11 protein-coding genes are annotated in these 17,549 nt (G+C 45.7%); 5 read left to right on the top strand and 6 right to left on the bottom strand.

Going from position 1 to position 17,549, the window contains the following annotated elements; all coding sequences use genetic code 11:
* Positions 1–146: 146 nt before the first annotated feature.
* The 3 genes from IC612_RS09520 to IC612_RS09510 form a co-directional block, all read right to left on the bottom strand.
* Positions 147–2,186: a M16 family metallopeptidase gene (locus IC612_RS09520; RefSeq protein ID WP_228512962.1), complete on the bottom strand. Its 2,040-nt coding sequence runs from the start codon at positions 2,184–2,186 to the stop codon at positions 147–149.
* A gap of 18 nt (positions 2,187–2,204) precedes the next feature.
* A complete protein-coding gene (locus IC612_RS09515) occupies positions 2,205–3,542 on the bottom strand; it encodes a M16 family metallopeptidase (RefSeq protein WP_194739955.1) in 1,338 nt (445 codons plus the stop codon).
* Between the two features lie 123 nt (positions 3,543–3,665).
* The gene (locus tag IC612_RS09510; RefSeq protein WP_194739954.1) at positions 3,666–3,917 is read right to left on the bottom strand and encodes a hypothetical protein; all 252 of its coding nucleotides are present in this window, start codon (positions 3,915–3,917) and stop codon (positions 3,666–3,668) included.
* 186 nt (positions 3,918–4,103) lie between these two features.
* On the opposite strand from IC612_RS09510, the gene IC612_RS09505 reads away from it, so the two are divergent.
* The 3 genes from IC612_RS09505 to IC612_RS09495 all read left to right on the top strand — a co-directional run bounded on the left by IC612_RS09505 (position 4,104) and on the right by IC612_RS09495 (position 8,762).
* Entirely contained in the window at positions 4,104–5,951 is a 1,848-nt protein-coding gene (locus tag IC612_RS09505) for a sensor histidine kinase (protein WP_194739953.1), read from the top strand.
* A gap of 15 nt (positions 5,952–5,966) precedes the next feature.
* Positions 5,967–6,335, top strand: a complete 369-nt coding sequence (locus tag IC612_RS09500; RefSeq protein WP_194739952.1) for a response regulator — start codon at positions 5,967–5,969, stop codon at positions 6,333–6,335.
* Positions 6,336–6,422: 87 nt separating this feature from the next.
* Complete coding sequence (locus IC612_RS09495; RefSeq protein WP_194739951.1) at positions 6,423–8,762, top strand: ATP-dependent helicase; 2,340 nt, start codon at positions 6,423–6,425, stop codon at positions 8,760–8,762.
* Positions 8,763–8,765: 3 nt separating this feature from the next.
* Here the strand turns inward: IC612_RS09495 and IC612_RS09490 are convergent, their stop codons facing one another.
* The 3 genes from IC612_RS09490 to IC612_RS09480 are packed head-to-tail and all read right to left on the bottom strand — an operon-like array spanning position 8,766 to position 11,617.
* Positions 8,766–9,149, bottom strand: coding sequence for a DUF3037 domain-containing protein (locus tag IC612_RS09490; protein WP_194739950.1), 384 nt, complete (start codon positions 9,147–9,149; stop codon positions 8,766–8,768).
* Entirely contained in the window at positions 9,136–9,915 is a 780-nt protein-coding gene (locus tag IC612_RS09485) for a HipA family kinase (RefSeq protein WP_194739949.1), read from the bottom strand. Before IC612_RS09485 ends, IC612_RS09490 begins: the two co-directional genes overlap by 14 nt.
* 34 nt (positions 9,916–9,949) lie before the next feature.
* Entirely contained in the window at positions 9,950–11,617 is a 1,668-nt protein-coding gene (locus IC612_RS09480; protein WP_194739948.1) for an ABC1 kinase family protein, read from the bottom strand.
* A gap of 149 nt (positions 11,618–11,766) precedes the next feature.
* On the opposite strand from IC612_RS09480, the gene polA reads away from it, so the two are divergent.
* Together polA and IC612_RS09470 are read left to right on the top strand one after the other, a co-directional pair.
* Positions 11,767–14,574: a DNA polymerase I gene (gene polA, locus IC612_RS09475; RefSeq protein ID WP_194739947.1), complete on the top strand. Its 2,808-nt coding sequence runs from the start codon at positions 11,767–11,769 to the stop codon at positions 14,572–14,574.
* 81 nt (positions 14,575–14,655) lie between these two features.
* Positions 14,656–17,514, top strand: coding sequence for a M16 family metallopeptidase (locus IC612_RS09470; protein WP_194739946.1), 2,859 nt, complete (start codon positions 14,656–14,658; stop codon positions 17,512–17,514).
* Positions 17,515–17,549 lie beyond the last annotated feature (35 nt).

Below are 17,549 nucleotides of genomic sequence, written 5' to 3'. Positions count from 1 at the left end.
CAAGAAAAGGACGGCATAAACCGTCCTTCTGCTTGGGCTAAAAACCCAAAATCTACTTTTTTAACCCCAATTGGCTAAAAACAAAAGACTGTCCTCATTTTTAGTTATGGGGACAGCCTCTTTAAAAGGAGTTCTAGATAAGTGGTCTATTTAAAGTCCGACGCATTTACTCCTCCAGTTTTCATGGCGTTAAGCGTTATGGTAAAAGACTGCGGTCCTGCCTGTGTATCTACTACTGTAGGTAGCATTACTCCTTCGAAGGACTTGTAGTCTTTGTAGTGCATCGTACTGAGCATATCGCCCATCGGTGTGGAGGTTACCATTTCTGTCTTGGCAAGAAGAAAAGTCTTAGTATCATAGTATTCGGTACGGTTGGAGCCTTCCATCTTCACTTTGTAGTAGGAGTTATCACCCTCCTTTACCACATCGAGTATTTTGGCCGAAGCAAATCCTTTCGATAGAGCAGGGAATACAGAGTTATACCCTTGCAACTGTTTCACCGTGTTGGCGTCGTATTTCATTTCCTGCCCCATTTGTGAAACGTATCCTTTCTCCCCGTCAAAGACGGTTTTGATTTCCATACCCATGATTTTGATAGTGGCAAGGGACTTATCCGGCATCATGTAGCTGGCTTTATATTCTCCCTCCATACCCATCATTTTTATCTTTCCTTCTTGGGTCAGTGAGTTAAGCGCTTTAAGTTTATCCCCTCCCTGCGCCTTTAGGTTGTTCTCTATAAGCTGCTCCGTAGAAATAGCTACGGCTGTCTTGCGGGTACTGGGATCTTCAATCTTATTACCATACTGGTCGTAGAACGTTACTGGATAGCCCAGTTTTTTCAAAGCGGGTCCAATTTCCTCTGCTTTACCGGTAACTACCACACGTGCCTGTGTGGGGCGGAAATACTTAGTTGCAACGCGCTGTACATCAGCCGGAGTCACTTTGTTTATGTTCTGTAAATAGTCCTTGTAAAAGGTGGAGCTCAGTCCGTCGGTCTTGGTAGTGAGGGCCTGACGCGCAATGGTTTCAGGGCGTTCCAAAGAAAGAACAAAATTACCAAGGTAGAGGGCTTTTACATCGGCAAGCTCCTTAGCCGATACCGGCGTTTGGGTCATTGCCTGCATTTCCTTGATGGTTTCCACTACGGCAGAATCTGTTACACTGTTACGTACCGTTGCGTTGGTAAAGAAACGTCCTACATAACGGGAGTCGCTTACCCCTCCGCGGGCCCCGTAGGTCCAACCGTGCTTTTCTCTAAGGTTCATGTTAAGTCGGGAACCAAAGTCTCCTCCAAGGATTGTGGAAGCTACCTGCGCTGCATAATAATCCGGGTCTTTCTTGGTCAGAGTGATCGGATAACTAACAGAAACTACAGACTGCACTGCGTTAGGCATGTCCACTACTTCAATGGTTGTGGTCTTGGCTAGAGGTGCATTGGGAAGAGGCTTGGCAGAAATCGTTCCTTTCTTCCAGTCCGCAAGGTGCTTTTCCGCAAGTTTTTGTGCCTGCGCCTTGTTGATGTCTCCAACAAATACAAGATAACTGTTGTTCGGCAGGTAACTGGTTTGGTAGAAGTTCTGTACATCTGCTAAAGTTAATTTCTCGATCTGTTCCTTCGTTTCAAATTCTCCGAAAGGGTGGGAAGCACCGTAGGTAAGTACCCGGCTCATTCTGCGTGCTGCAGACTCCACGTTTTTTTCATCCGATTTGATTCCTTCGATATAACGGTCTTTAACGGCTTTAAACTCTGCTTCGGTGAATTTAGGACTTTTCACCCCCTGGGCAAAATAGCCAAATATCTCATCAAAGTATTTGGTAAGGGACGATGCGCTAGCTCCTGAACTGGAATATCCCACGCGCGCGCCAAGTTGTTCTATTCTTTGGTTGAATTCCTCTTTTGAGAGAGCTTGTGTCCCGGTTCCAAGCATTTGGCTTAGTAGACCTTCCACTCCCATTTTCTCTCCGAGTGCTGCAGGGGGATTATCAATGCTTAACGTAGCACTTACACGCGGCAGTTTATGGTTTTCTACGACTATTACTGTAAGTCCGTTGCTGAGTTTAAATTCATGTGATTTTCCAAGGTTAACCGTTGGTGCGGGTCCTGGAGTAGGCATAGGTCGGTCGATCTGGGCCTGTGTAGTCGCTGCCATTAAAAGGAGCGATAGTGCAACTATTTTGGTTTTCATTTAAATCGTGTTTACAGTTTAAGGTTTACTTGGCGTTTTTGCGGAAGCCGGTAGGTAGTTTACAATAACACGCTGGTTCTTGTTAAGATACTTTTGTGCTACCTGACGAATGTCCTCACGGGTGATAGATTGGTAATCACTGAGTTCGGTATTTATTTTGTCCGTGTCTCCCTGAAGCATGTAGGCATCTGCAAGTGAGTGGGCAATGTTTTCTACACCGGAACGTTGTGCTACGAAACTGTTTTCAAAGGTGTTGAGCAGTTTCTGGTAGTCCTTCTCGGAGATCAGCTCCTTTTGAACGGACTCAATGTCTGCCTGCACCTCTTTTTCCAATTGCTCTAGTGGCGTGTTGCCTTGTGGTAGAATTCCAATGGTATATACACCGTAATCTTCCATTTGGCGGTTGAATGCGAAGATTTGAAGCGCTTGTTTCTTCTCGTCTACGTATTTTTTGTAAAGTAGTGAGCTTTTGCCACCGCTCAGATAGCTCGACAACATGTTTAAAGCTAAGGCTTCCTTGCTTTTATTGTCTGGTGTACGGTAATTGATGGCAAGCAAAGGGATCTGGATATTGCTGTCGTATTCAGTTACGCGTTTTTCCTGAGTGATGGGATCTTCCTTAGGGAAATTCTTTTGTACTTCGGCTCCTTTAGGAATAACTCCGAAGTATTTCTCTATCATTTTTTTAGCATCCGGTGTTTTGAAATCTCCTGCTACCACCAGTACAGCATTGTTGGGTACATAGTACTTTTTTGAGAAGTGTTGGAAGTCTTCCAGTTTTGCACTGGAAAGGTCCTCAAAGGAACCAATCACACTCCAGCGGTATGGATGTTTTTCAAAGATATGAGGAGACAGGGCCTCTCCATAACTGAACCGCCCGTAGGGCTGGTTGTCTAACCGCTGTCTTTTCTCTTCCTTAACCACTTCTTTCTGAGTATCTACACCCACCTGGTTTATAATAGGTTGTAAAAGCCTATCGCTTTCCATCCAAAGAGCAAGTTCCAAGTTATTGGAAGGGAAAGTTTCATAGTAGTAGGTGCGGTCCGTCGTAGTATTCGCGTTGTTAGAACCTCCGTGGGCAGATACGATCTTAAACCACTCTCCGCGCTTAATATTGTGGGTTCCTTCAAACAGAAGGTGCTCGAAGAAATGCGCAAAGCCGGTTTTACCTACCTGCTCGTCTTTACTTCCAACATGGTACATCACTCCTGTGGTAACCACCGGTGCGGAATTGTCTTGATGAAGAATGACATGCATCCCATTGGGTAGTTTGTATTCTTCAAATTTGATTTGCTGCGCGCTGGTAAAAGCGCCAAGTAGCGCTATGGCAGCAACAGAGAATAATTTCTTTTTCATATTAGGTAACCATTATAATGTATTAGTGCACACTGCCTACCAAAATGTTACATGCACAGCGTAATTAACAAAAAAGAGAACCCGAAGGTTCCCTAAAAAAGAAATGAATGCAGTAAAATTGAGTTATAGTTTCACTACGTCAAGATTAAATCCTGAAGAGAAATTAAGTTGAAAATTGGAATTAAGCCGAAATTTGAGTTTTTTTGATATTTCGCTTAAATAATTGGAGCCTTCCAATGCGTCCCCCTCCAATGTAGTGAGGTCCTTATTGAATGACAATCCTGATTCGTCGCAACGAACAAAGGATATACCATGCTTAAAATACAGAGACTCTAAAAATTTTAAATCTTCTAAGGAGAGTATATTTTCTGACATGATTTCTGTGTTTTTATTGCAGGTAAAAATACAATTATTATGCCCCAGCGGTTTTAGCATTCACTCTATTTTGTTACATAATTTGACTATAGTGGTTGGTAGAATTGTAAGTGATAAGTGGAGAATATACTTTTACTTTAGGTAAAACCTTGAAATTTTTATTAATTTTTATTTAATTTGTTGTTAATGAAAAACTATCTGAAGCAGAAAGTAAACTACGACTCCCTGGCGAGTTTGTTTTCCCAGGCGCCTGTAGCACTTTGCATGCTCATGGGCGAGGATTTGGTGATCGATACCGCGAACCAGCAGATTCTAGAACTTTGGGGAAAGTCCTCCGATATAATAGGTCTTCCCATTATTGAGGGTATTCCCGAGCTGAAGGGACAAGAATTTCCCGATATCTTGAAAGGGGTACTGCGCACTGGAAAGTCCTTTCGAGGGGACAAAGTTCAGTGCTTTTTAAATAGAGAGGGTGTAATGGAGGAATGCTTCTTTGATTTCGTCTATTCTCCCATTCGTGATAGTGGCAATACCATCATAGGAGTGAGTGTGGTAGCAACGGAAGTAACCAGCCAAGTGCTTTCTGAAAGAAAACTATCCGAGAGTGAACTTCGCTTTAAGGAATTACTCTTGAAGGCCGACGTCTCAACTGCCATCTACCGTGGGGAAGACTTAGTGATAGAAGTTGCCAACGACAAGATGCTTGCTACATGGGGTAAGGATGCTTCGGTAATTGGAAGGCCCCTTCGGGAGGCGCTTCCCGAACTGGTTGGACAACCGTTTTTCGATCTTTTACTCCATGTGTACCGTACAGGGGAGACTTATGCAGCTACAGAGGATAGGGTTGACCTTATGACCCATGGGGTACTGGAAACCTTTTACTACAATTTCACATACAAGGCCATACGAAACTCCAAAGGGGAAATTTATGCCATTTTGAACATGGCGGTGAATGTTACCGAGCTGGTAAAGGCCAAGCACCGGCTGCAGGAATCGGAAGCCAAATACCGCAATCTCTCCGAGGCTATGCCGCACATTGTGTGGACAGCAAATAATGAAGGGCAGTTCACGTATTTTAATGGAAGACTCTCGGAATACTTTGAAGTGGATAGAGCAAATCCAACCCAAGTAAGCTTTGCACACCTGATTCACCCTGAGGATCTTTCCCTATTGGAATTGACTTGGAGGGAAGCCAGTGAGAAGAAAAAGGGATTTGATTTTGAATATAGGGTAAGGAACGAAAAGACCGGAGAATATATCTGGTTCCTTTCACGCGCCGTACCGGAATTTGATTCTAAGGGCGAGGTGATTCAGTGGATAGGAAGTAGTATCGACATCAATGAACTCAAGACGCTTCAAAGCCAAAAGGATACGTTTCTTGGTATAGCCAGCCATGAACTTAAAACGCCACTTACCAGTATTAAAATTTATGCACAGGTACTGGAGCGCGCTCTGAAAAAAGCAGGCGACCCCAAGAGTGCCACGTACGCCAAAAAGATGGACGAACAGGTCAACAAGTTAAATTCACTCATTGGAGATCTACTTGATGTGACCAAGATTAGTGCAGGAAAGATGCAGATTAATGAGGATATGTTTGATTTCAAACAGTTGGTTGATGAGGTGATTGAAGAGCAGCAACTTTCCTGTACCCATACAATAATTAATAATAGTGAACCGGTAGGCATGGTTTTTGCCGACCGCAATCGTATAGCCCAGGTGGTGACCAATTTACTTAGCAATGCTATTAAATATTCCCCTGGTGCAGAGAAGGTACTTGTGTATACAAAGGTAAGTTCCCAGGGCATTCAATTCTGTGTGCAAGATTTTGGGATAGGTATGCCGGAAGACAAACAGCATAAGGTCTTTGACCAGTATTACAGAGTAAGTGGCGACGAGCAGCATACCTTCCCTGGATTGGGACTGGGACTGTTTATAGCCTCACAGATAATTCAGCGTTCGGGAGGAAAGATATGGGTGCGTAGTGTACTTGGAAAAGGCTCTACTTTCTGTTTTTCACTCCCCGCCATTAAGTAATTTTTTTTAGTAGTAATGAAAACCAAGAAAGTAATCATAGTCGACGACGATACGGCAATTTTAGATTCTCTCAGCGTAATGCTGGATTTTGAGGGTTTCGAAGTGTCCGCATTCGAGCGCGGTTCTGAAATCTTTAAAGTCGTCCAACCCACTGAACGGCCTGCGGCCATTCTCATCGATATGTGGCTTTCCGACGAAGACGGCAGAGATATCTGTCGCCAGCTCAAGTCCCAGGAACAAACTAAGGATATACCCGTAATTATTATGTCCGCCAGCCGCGGTTTGCAGCATACTGCACTAGAGTCGGGAGCGAATGCATTTATTGCAAAACCGTTTGAAATAGACGAGGTTGTAAGTACTTTGCAACGAGTGGCATCGCTTTAGAAGTAGCTATTTGTCCTTTTCTCTAACCTTCCCCATTTGGGAAGCCATAGATTATTATTTACATTTGCCTGCGGCAAAATTATCCCTATGGAGCAAAATTACCTAACAGGCTTAAACGAACCTCAATACCAGGCTGTGACCACGACCCAAGGGCCACTCATGGTGCTTGCGGGTGCAGGATCTGGAAAGACACGTGTGCTTACCATGAGGATTGCACATCTGATCACGCAAGGGATTAGCCCTTTCCATATACTTGCTCTGACCTTTACCAATAAGGCTGCCCGTGAGATGAAGGACCGGATCGCAAGAGTTGTGGGGGAGAGCGATGCAAAAAGTTTGTGGATGGGAACTTTTCATTCCGTGTTTGCACGGATCTTAAGAAGTGAGGCGCACTACATTGGATTTCCATCCAACTTCACAATCTATGATACGCAGGATTCTCTCAATGTACTTAAGAAGGTGGTGAAAGAACTTTCTTTGGATACCGACATATATAAGCCAAAGAAGGTAATGGCAAGGATATCCGCCTACAAAAATAATCTGATAACGGTCCGCAGCTACCAACAAAACCCTGAACTTATTGAGGCCGATGAGCGGGCAAATATGAAGCACATGGGGCAGATCTACCAGCGCTATGTGGAGCAGTGCTTCAAGAATGGGGCAATGGATTTTGATGACTTACTGCTTAGAACCAATGAGATTTTGACCCGGTTCCCGGAGGTTTTGGCTAAGTACCAGGATCGTTTTCGATACATTTTAGTGGACGAGTACCAGGATACAAACCATTCGCAGTACCTGATTGTAAAAGCGCTGGCTTCCAAGTTTGAAAATATTTGTGTAGTGGGAGACGATGCACAGAGTATCTACTCTTTCAGAGGAGCCAATATTTATAATATTCTGAATTTCAAGAAAGACTATCCCGATGCGGTGACCGTCTCGCTAGAGCAGAACTACCGTTCCACGCAGAATATTGTGGATGCGGCAAACGACGTCATAGCACGAAATACCCAGCAATTCAAAAAAAATGTATTTAGCGACAACGAAATTGGAGAGAAAATAAAGGTGTACCGCGCCCTATCCGATGCGGACGAAGCTGGATTTGTAGCTTCCAATATCTGGGAACTTCATCATACCAAGCAGCACCGTTTCAAGGATTTTGCCATTCTCTACCGTACCAATTCACAGACAAGAGCCTTTGAGGATGCGCTTAGAAAAAAGAATATTCCCTACCGCGTCTACGGGGGACTTTCTTTCTACCAGCGCAAGGAAGTAAAAGACCTCTTGGCTTATTTGCGTTTACTTGTTAATCCCAATGACAATGAAGCGCTGTTGCGCATTGTGAATTATCCTGCCCGAGGAATTGGGGAAACTACCCTAAATAAGTTGATTGTAGCCTCCGATAAGGAGAACATCCCGCTTTCTTCACTTCTTAGCAGTATTGGCTTCTATGGGAAGCAGATAGGTCTGAATAGTGGCACTGTAGCAAAATTAGGTGATTTTTGGTCGCTAATCTCCGCCTTTCAGGTGCTTTTAAAAGAGGCCGACGTCTATCAGGTAGCCATGGAAGTAGCCCAGCGCAGTGGACTTATCAAATTTCTTAAAGACGACCAAACCCCAGAGGGCATCTCCCGGGTAGAGAATGTCCAGGAACTGCTCAATTCCATGCGGGGCTTCATTGAAGAGCAGCAACAGCTCGAAGACGGAGACCCCTCCCTAAGTAATTTTTTAGGTAGCATTGCCCTTACTACCGATCAGGACCAAAATAAAGATCCTAATGCGGACCAGGTCTCCCTTATGACCATACATCTTTCCAAGGGTCTGGAATTTCCAGTGGTCCATTTGGTGGGACTAGAGGAGAATCTTTTCCCCAGCTTTATGAGCTCGTCCACAAGGGAAGAACTCGAGGAGGAGCGTCGCCTTTTTTACGTGGCCTTGACGCGCGCCGAGAAACAGGCCTTTTTTTCCTATGCGATCTCGCGTTTTCAATGGGGAAAGATCACAGATGCGGAACCTTCTCGGTTCTTAAGTGAGGTCCGTAGTGACTTTATAGAACTTCTTAATCCGGCCCGGGAAAGCCGCTTTGTAAATCATAGCGGACTATCGTCTTCGCTTTTTGACGATACAAGTCCGAGCGTTCGAAAATTTGAGAAAAAACCACCCAAGAAAACACTTCCTTCGAGCATGGGATCTTTAGAGCCAAAGAGCAAGAATCTAAAGCCTGTGGCTACTGCCCGGATTATTAATCCTAGTGGAGCCAGCTCTGAAAACATTGAGGTAGGAGACAAGGTACGGCACGACCGTTTTGGTGTAGGGGAGGTGCTTTTTCTAGACGGTACGGATCCGGGTAATATTAAAGCCAAGGTGCTTTTTCAAAACGAAGGAGAGAAGAATCTAATTTTAAAGTTCGCCAAGCTCACTAAGCTCTAGGAGCTACCGCACAAGTTCGGTAAATAATTTCTCGAAAGTCTCTTCCAGGTTCTTGGACTTACCGGGGTGGGGCCGTGACGTTTGTATCACACTGCTCCGCTGGGAAGTGAGCCACCGAAAGCGTTCTTCTGCCGGAAGAAGTGCAATGGGGCTACTTTGTTTCTCTCCCATTGCGATTGCACGGAGATTATACAGACTTTGCTCTACTTCGGTATAGTCCAGGGGACTTTTCATTAAATTAAATTTGCTTGTGCAAAGAGAAATCTCGCAGCGTAAGAATTTCTTTCTTTTGCAAAGCATTAGAAGACCCACGTTGAAAAACTCTTCGCGTTCCACCACTGGCACCAGACGTACCACGGCGTATTCGTACAAATCAAACTCGTGCATCGCTGGCTTGTTTTAAAAATAAATGCGAATTTTCCAGTCTCTCCACTAGAAATTCCAAATAAATCGCCCGTAATTGCTCCGGGGAGCTTTCCACATCCTCCCACAGTAGCCAGTCGGAAGGTATCTGTTCCACTATCGCGGCTAGTACCTCTCTGGAGAGTACGCTGTGTGCAAACGCATCAGCCTTGTGAAGTTCTGTGGCATAAGGAAGCAGTACATGGTCTTTTACATAGGGAAAAACCGAACGAGCGGCTTTCGGGATGTTCTGCCACGAGTGGTGGAAATAGAAGGATGCACCATGATCTATAAGCCAGAGCTGCTGCTTCCACCAAAGCATATTGGTATTCTTGAAGGTGCGGTCAATATTGGTAATATAACAGTCCAACCACACGATCCGGGAGGCTTCCCCGGCCTCAACGACCATTTTAGGTTCGTAAGTAAGCGCACTGGAGAGGTAGTGCAGTCCAAGGTTAAGCCCTTTCGAAAATTTAAGTAAATCCTGGATTTCCTCGTCGGCTTCCGTGCGGCCAAAATCCTCGTCCAAATGAATAAACACCAATTCTGGAACCCGTAGTCCCAGCTCCTTTGCTATGAGACCTCCCAGAAGTTCGGAGATCAGCATCTTTACTCCATGGCCTGCGCCACGAAATTTCACGACGTATTTGAATCCGTCGTCGCCGTCGGCAAGGGCTGGCAAGGAGCCTCCTTCCCTAAGTGGAAGGACGTAGCGCATAACAGTGACATGGCGTAGTGGCTGTAAGGACATGAGAACAAATGTACTTATTTCCGTTGGTACTTTTTTAGCGTTTTTTATTCAATGTAGGACTTTTGTCCTTGAAAAGTATCTGATAGAGAAGATAAAGTCCCAATGCAGTTGCTATCATAAAAAATACGAAAGGAAGTAGTCCGTAGCCCATGATGCTGTAGGTGCTTTCTACGCGCATCAAAAGGGCCGCGCCGATAATCATGGCGGCAATGATCAGTCCAGAGGTGATGCGGTTGGCCACTTTTTGGAACCCGTCGGTAAGGCGGTCTTCATCGATGGCGTTTATCTTCAGCTCTAACTGCCCTTCCGAGAGTTGCTCGGTTATTCGGTTAAGGCGCCCTGGTAGTTCTTCTGCAAGTTTCTTATGGTCGAGCAGTACCCTGTAGATGTTCTCGGGTTTTAGTTCCTGCTTCATCTTACTATTAACCAGCTCCTCCATATAGCTTCGAATGCTTTTCTGTAGGTCGTACTCTGGAGCAAGTGCCGCAACAATCTGATCCATGTTGAGAAGGATCTTTCCAAGAATATTCAGTTCTACTGCCAAATGAAGTCCATGTTCTGCGGCTATACGGTTCATCTGGATCACTACGCGTCCCGTAGCCATGTCCTGCGCCTGGGTACTGGTATGGTCCATCACCAGGCGGTTGATATCTTTTCTAAAGGCATCCAAATCTACCTTCTGTGGATCGTGATCACTTATTGCAACGAGGGCATCGGTGATTTTATCACCGTCTCGGTTGCTAAGTGCCATCATTAGTTCCAGAATCTGCTCTTGCATCTTTCCAGAGAATTTTGCAACCATCCCCAGATCCATGAGTGCAATCTGGTTTTTTGAGGTCAAAACGACATTGCCTGGATGGGGATCCGCGTGGGCAAATCCGTCTACGATAATTTGCTTGAGGTAGGCGTGTACAAGCTGCTCGATCAAGGGAGTGAAATTGTTCTCGATGACAGCCAGAGGTCCGAGAGAGGTCACTTTTCGCCCTTCCACAAAATCCATGGTGAGTACCCTGGAAGAAGAATACTGTGCTACAGGCTCTGGCACAAAAAGCAGATCAAAATCGTGGAGGTTTTCACGCAGAGTAATAAGGTTGTGGAATTCTTTCTCGTAGTTCAGTTCGTTTAAAAGGATATATTCCAGCTCCTCAATGATTTGGTCCAGTGCATACTGGCGCGCTACGGAGGAGTGCTTGACGGCAAGGGTAGAGACCTCCCTAAGGGTCGCCAGGTCCTGCTTAAACTTTTCATCCACGCCGGGACGCTGGATTTTTACGGCAACCATTCTTCCGGAGGGAAGTAGGGCGCGGTGTACCTGGCCGATCGAAGCGCTGGCAAGAGGCTCGGGATCGAATAGGGTGAATGCTTTGTTAATTTTGGTGCCCAGCTGCTCTTCAATGATTTCTTCTATCTGGCTGTACTCGATAGTCTCCACGTCGTCCTGCAATGAAGCAAGCGCCGCCAAGTAGGGAGCGGGAAGCAGATCGGGCCTAGTGGAGAGTAGTTGGCCCAGTTTCACGTAGGTCGGACCCATTTTTTTTAGGTCTTCTACCAGTTCTTCGGGTTTTTGATCGTAGTTGGAAGTTTCTGTGGCAGTGTCCTCTCCAAGTGCGGTACTGGAAGCGGATTTTAGCACGTCACTGTTATAGTATTTTAAAATGAAAGAGAAAAATTTGACGTATTGGTCGAGTTTATTTAATTCCATTGATTCGTTTTTTACAAAAATGAGTGAAAACTCTGCCATATCAAAACAATGTGGAAATTATAGAAGGACCTTGGTCCAAAACAAAATTTTTCTATACAACCCTTCCGCGGGATCTTACCCTACTGCACTGATTTATGTATATTTGCCCTATGTCAGAGAATAACGATAAAAGGCTCTTTTTAGTCGACGCCTACGCCATGATCTTCCGGGGGTACTACGCCCTAATTCGTAGTCCCAGAATAACAAGCAGTGGTATGGATACTTCCGCCATTTTTGGATTCACTAATTCACTTATTGAACTCATTCGTCGCCAGAAGCCTACCCAGCTTGCAGTAGTATTCGATGTAGGTAAAACCAACGTGCGTACAGAGGATTTTGCAGATTATAAGGCCAACCGCAGCGATACCCCTGAAGCCATCCAACTCGCTATTCCCTATATACACCGAATCCTTCAGGCCATGCATATACCTATTTTGGGAGTGGAGGGCTACGAAGCAGACGACGTGATTGGCACCATTGCGTGCAAAGCCGAGAAACAGGGGTATACTGTCTATATGGTAACTCCTGACAAAGACTTCGCGCAGCTGGTTACCCCCAATATTAAAATATACAAACCGGGTCTTAAAGGGGCTGAATTTGAGATACTCGGTGTGGAGGAGGTCCAAGCGAAATACGGAATCAAGGATCCTAAACAAGTTATTGATTTTCTTGCTATGATGGGCGATGCAGTGGATAATATTCCGGGACTTGAGGGTGTAGGAGAGAAAACGGCAACAAAATTTCTCCAGCAGTACGGAAGTCTGGAAAACCTTCTAGAACATACGCATGAGCTAAAGGGTAAACTCAAGGAAAAAGTGGAGAATTCGGCCGAGCGCGGGCGTATGTCCAAGCGTCTGGCCACTATCATCTGTGATGTCCCCGTGGACTTTGAGCACGAGAAATACGACCTGGAAACCCCCGACTTTGAACAGGTCCGTCAGGTTTTTGACGAGATTGAGTTTCGCAGGCTCTACGAAACTTTATACAGGGCGTTTTCAGAAGATAAAGTAAGCACTGGAGCGGAGGTTCTGGAACCCGCAAAAGAGGGAGCAACCCAACTTGATCTTTTTTCCTCATTTGACGACTTGGAGCAGGCCACTTCCCAGAAGGCTTCGCTGGATAGTTCCCAAACGCTGTACCAATTGATAGACAACAGTACTGCAGTAAAAGCCTTGGTAAAAACCTTGCTTGAGAAAGATTCGGTCTGTTTCGATACAGAGACAACGTCGCTTAATGAGCTGGAGGCCCAGCTAGTGGGAATTTCCTTTTCCTACCGAAAAGGCCTTGCCTACTACGTTCCAATTCCTACAAAACTAGAGCAAAGGTCCCAGACCTTAGAACTTCTGCGCCCGTTTTTTGAGAGTACCAAGGTGGAGAAGGTGGCACATAATCTCAAGTACGATTACAAGGTCCTATATATGCATGGAGTGCAGGTACAGGAACCGTACTTTGACACCATGATTGCCCACTACCTATTGAATCCCGACGGCAGGCATGGGATGGATTACCTGGCCCAGATGCACCTTAATTACGAACCGATTTCTCTCGAATCGCTCATTGGTAAAAAAGGCAAGGGGCAGGGTTTGTTTAACGAGCTTCCTTTAGAGACCCAACGCGATTACTCCTGTGAGGATGCAGATATTACGTTTCAGCTCTATGAGCTCTTTCGGCCGGAACTGGAAAAGAGTGAACTACTTACACTTTTTAAAGAAGTCGAAATGCCCTTACTCCAAGTTTTGGCAGGGATGGAACTTCGCGGTGTGCAACTAGACCGTGGTTGGCTGGAAAAAGAGAGTAAAGATTTGGAGAGCGATCTTAAAGCCCTCGAGGAAAAAGTATTTTCATTAAGTGGTGAGACTTTCAATCTTAATTCGCCTAAGCAACTAGGGGATATACTCTTTGAACGGCTGGGTCTGGATCCCAAGGCAAAGAAGACAAAAAGTGGTCAGTATGCCACATCCGAAGATATTCTGCAAAAACTCTCGGCCGCACATCCGGTAATTGAACCTATACTGGAATACCGCACCTACCAGAAATTAAAGAGCACTTATGTAGATGCTCTGCCTCTGCAAATCGATGCCCACGACAGTCGGGTACATACTAATTTCTCACAAACCACGGCGGCCACCGGGAGACTTTCTTCTCTGAATCCTAATCTACAAAACATTCCTATACGTACTTTGCGCGGACAGCAGATCCGTGGCGCATTCGTAGCCTCCAGGGGCCACCGTATCATTTCGGCCGACTACAGTCAGATAGAGCTCAGGCTAATAGCCGAGATTGCTAAAGAGCAAAGTATGATAGAGGCGTTTCTAAAAGGAGAAGACATCCACGCCTCCACAGCATCCAAACTTTTTAATGTTCCGCTGCAGGAGGTCAGTAAGTTGCAGAGAAGCCAAGCCAAAACAGTAAATTTCGGCATCATTTACGGACAGGGTGCCTTTGGGCTCTCGCAGCAAACAGGCCTTTCGCGCTCTGAAGCCAAATCTATGATTGATGCTTATTTTGCCACCTATCCCAATCTAAAGAGCTGGATGGCAAACCAGGTGGAAGAGGCGCGCCAAAAAGGATATGTGCAGACTTTACTAGGGAGAAGAAGATACCTTAAAGATATCAATTCCAGAAATTTTGTGGTTCGCGGTCATGCGGAGCGCAACGCAGTGAACGCGCCTATTCAGGGATCAGCAGCAGATTTGATTAAGATGGCGATGATCCGTATTGATCGTCTTTTCAATGAGAAGAATTTAAAGACAGAAATGCTTCTGCAGGTTCATGACGAACTGGTCTTTGAATCTCCACTGGATGAGATAGAGACCGCCTCCCTTCTGATCAAGACGCAGATGGAAGAGGTCTATGAAACCAAGGTGCCTCTGCTCGTGGAAGTAGGGGTGGGTAAAAATTGGCTGGAGGCCCACTAACTGAGGGGCAGGGAGAGATATCTCATGATTGGGATCTTTCTCTGCTTGCCAAATCCCAGTTACAAACTAAAACACAAACCAATGAAATACACTCAGCACACTGCCACCGATCTTGGTGGTACGCAATATACCTATACGCCGCAAGACCCGTACGGGGTGAGGCTGTACCGGCTTGAAAACGGACTTTCTCTTTATTTGGCAAAGAATACCGATGCTCCTAGGATTCAGTCCTTTATAGCGGTGCGTACGGGAAGTAATGCCGACCCTAGCGACAATACCGGTCTTTCGCATTATTTAGAACACATGCTCTTTAAGGGGACTTCTAAAATCGGAACACTGAACTGGGAAAAGGAAAAGCCTTTACTCGATACTCTAGAGATGCTTTTTGAAGAGCATAAGGCGGAGCAGGATCCCGAGAAAAAAAGGCAACTCTATAAAGAAATCGATCGCGTGTCCCATCAGGCAAGTTGCTATGCCGTGGCGGGAGAGTACGACCAGCTTATGAACCTTTTAGGGGCCAGTGGAACCAATGCGCACACTTGGTACGACGAAACGGTCTACAAAAACAATATCCCCTCCACCGAACTAGAACGTTTCCTACGGATTGAGAGCGAACGCTTTTCGGGTTTGGCTCTTCGTCTTTTCCATACGGAATTAGAGTCGGTATATGAGGAGTTCAACCGTGCGCAGGACAATGATGCACGTCAGGTGAATTACGCACTGATGGAAATGCTCTTTCCCACACATCCTAATGGACAACAAACCACACTGGGAAGACCCGAGCATCTGAAGAATCCTTCCATGAAGGCACTCAGGGAGTACTTTGAACAGTACTACGTTCCAAGCAATATGGCCTTGGTACTTGTGGGAGATCTGGATTTTGAAGAGAGCGTAAAATTAGTGGAAAGGTATTTCGGAGTTTTACCTTCCAGGAGTGCACCGCAAAAGCCATTTATTGAGGAGCAGCCGCTTAGTGGAAGATCCGTGCGCCACATTTACAGTCCCTCTACCTCCAGGTTGCATTTGGCCTATAGAACCCCCAGTTATGGAACTCCTGAGGCGATGAAGGCCCAGCTTATCGCCTCTTTGCTAAGCAACCGGGCGGAAGCTGGACTTTTGGACTTGGAAGTCAATCAAAAACAAAAGGCTCTGTACGCCGGTAGTTACCAGATGTCCCTTAATCACTACGGAGTCTTCAGCCTTGTTGTAGTACCTAAGGAGGGGCAGAGCCTCGAAGAGGCGCGTGCACTGGTAATGGAGCAGATAGAAAACCTGAAGAATGGAGCTTTTCCCGACGCGTTGCTTCAAGCGCTCATCAATGATTTAAAGGTACAGCAAATTAAATCCTTGGAAAGCAGCGAAGGGCTTGCCAGTCGTCTCTACCAAAGTTTTATACGGAATCAAAGCTGGACGCTGCAACTCTCTGAAATAGCACAATACGAAGCTATAACAAAAGAACAAATTATGTCCTATGCGCGCACGCTCTTTGCTACGGGGGTAGTAGAGGTACATAAATTGGTGGGGGAGAATCCTCTTCTTCTGCGTGTGGAGAATCCAGGAATTACGCCCATTGTTCTAAACCGCGACGCAAAAAGTGCTTTCTACCTGGAGCTCCAGAGCGTACCTTCCGTTGCTCCCAGCCCGGAGTTTATAGAGTACAGCAAGTACCTCCAACCCCAGCGTATAAAAGGAAGAAAATTTACGCACCTTTTAAATACGCATAATGAACTGGGGGAGATTCATCTAATATTCCCTCTGGGTACCGACCACGACCTTTATTTAACTACGGCACTGGAATTTATGCAGTACCTAGGTACCAATAAATATACGGCTGAAGAGCTGAAGCTCAAATTTTTCACTCTGGGGCTGATGCACGATGTAAAGATTGGAACCGATCAGATTACTTTCTCCCTAACCGGCTTGGAAGAAAATCTTCCCAGGGGGCTGGAGCTGCTTTTCCATTGGATTACCGAATTGAAAAGTGAAGTGCAGGTCTATGAATCGTTTCTTACCACAATTAACTCGAGCCGCCAGGCAGAACTTCAGGACAAGGGCCGGATTGTATCGGCTCTTACGCAATTTATAAAGTTTCAGGAAAATTCAAGACTTCGCCATACCCTTTCCCTTACGCAGCTTCAAACACTCGATCCACAGGAACTGGTGCGTGGCATACATGCGTTACTTGCGTATCCGTACCAAGTGTTTTTTTACGGTAAAAACCCTGAGGCAATCCTTAGTACTCTGGACCCTATGATGGAAGTACCGCATCTGAGGCTTCCAGAAGCTAAGAAATTTGAAGAACTGCCTACTACAGGGAAAGTGTTTTATGTGCCCTACGATATGGTACAGGTGGAAATGGTACAGGCGGCGCGCTCATTGCAAGTAAGCCCGCAACATTTTGGAAAGGTCAGCTTGTTTAACGAATATTTCGGCTCCGGACTTTCCTCCGTGGTATTCCAAGAAATCCGTGAAAAACGGAGTCTTGCGTATTCTGCCTATGCCCATTACCGCTCTGCTACGCATATTTATAGGCACGACTATATAAGCAGCTATATAGGAACCCAGACCGATAAGCTCTCGGAGGCAAGGACCGCGCTGGCGGAATTGTTCAAAGAACTTCCCCACTATCCGGAGCAGTTTGAGGCGGCCCGGCAAGCGGCCCTCAAGCAGCTAGCCTCACACCGTTTGCGGCGCACACAGATATTTTTCAACGCGCTGCGCCTAGAAAAACTCGGTATCAGCTACGATATCCGTCAGGCCATGTACGGGGAACTAAAGGAATTGGATTTTAACTCCTTTTCCCACTTTGCGGACCAACGAATCAGGGAGAAGACTTTCAATACAGGGATTATTGGGGATAAAGCGGCTCTGCAGCAGGCGCAAGCAATACATTCCTCGGAGGTGGAAGAGCTCGATGTGCACTTTCTCTTCAATTATTAAAATTATATAACACTTATTTTTCCAGACGCTGTATT

Origin of the sequence: Planobacterium oryzisoli (genome assembly GCF_015354315.1) — a bacterium.
Classification (GTDB): Bacteria; Bacteroidota; Bacteroidia; order Flavobacteriales; family Weeksellaceae; genus Planobacterium_A; species Planobacterium_A oryzisoli.
The sequence above is the reverse complement of the archived record's forward strand: the minus strand, read 5'-3'. Positions and strand labels throughout refer to the sequence as shown.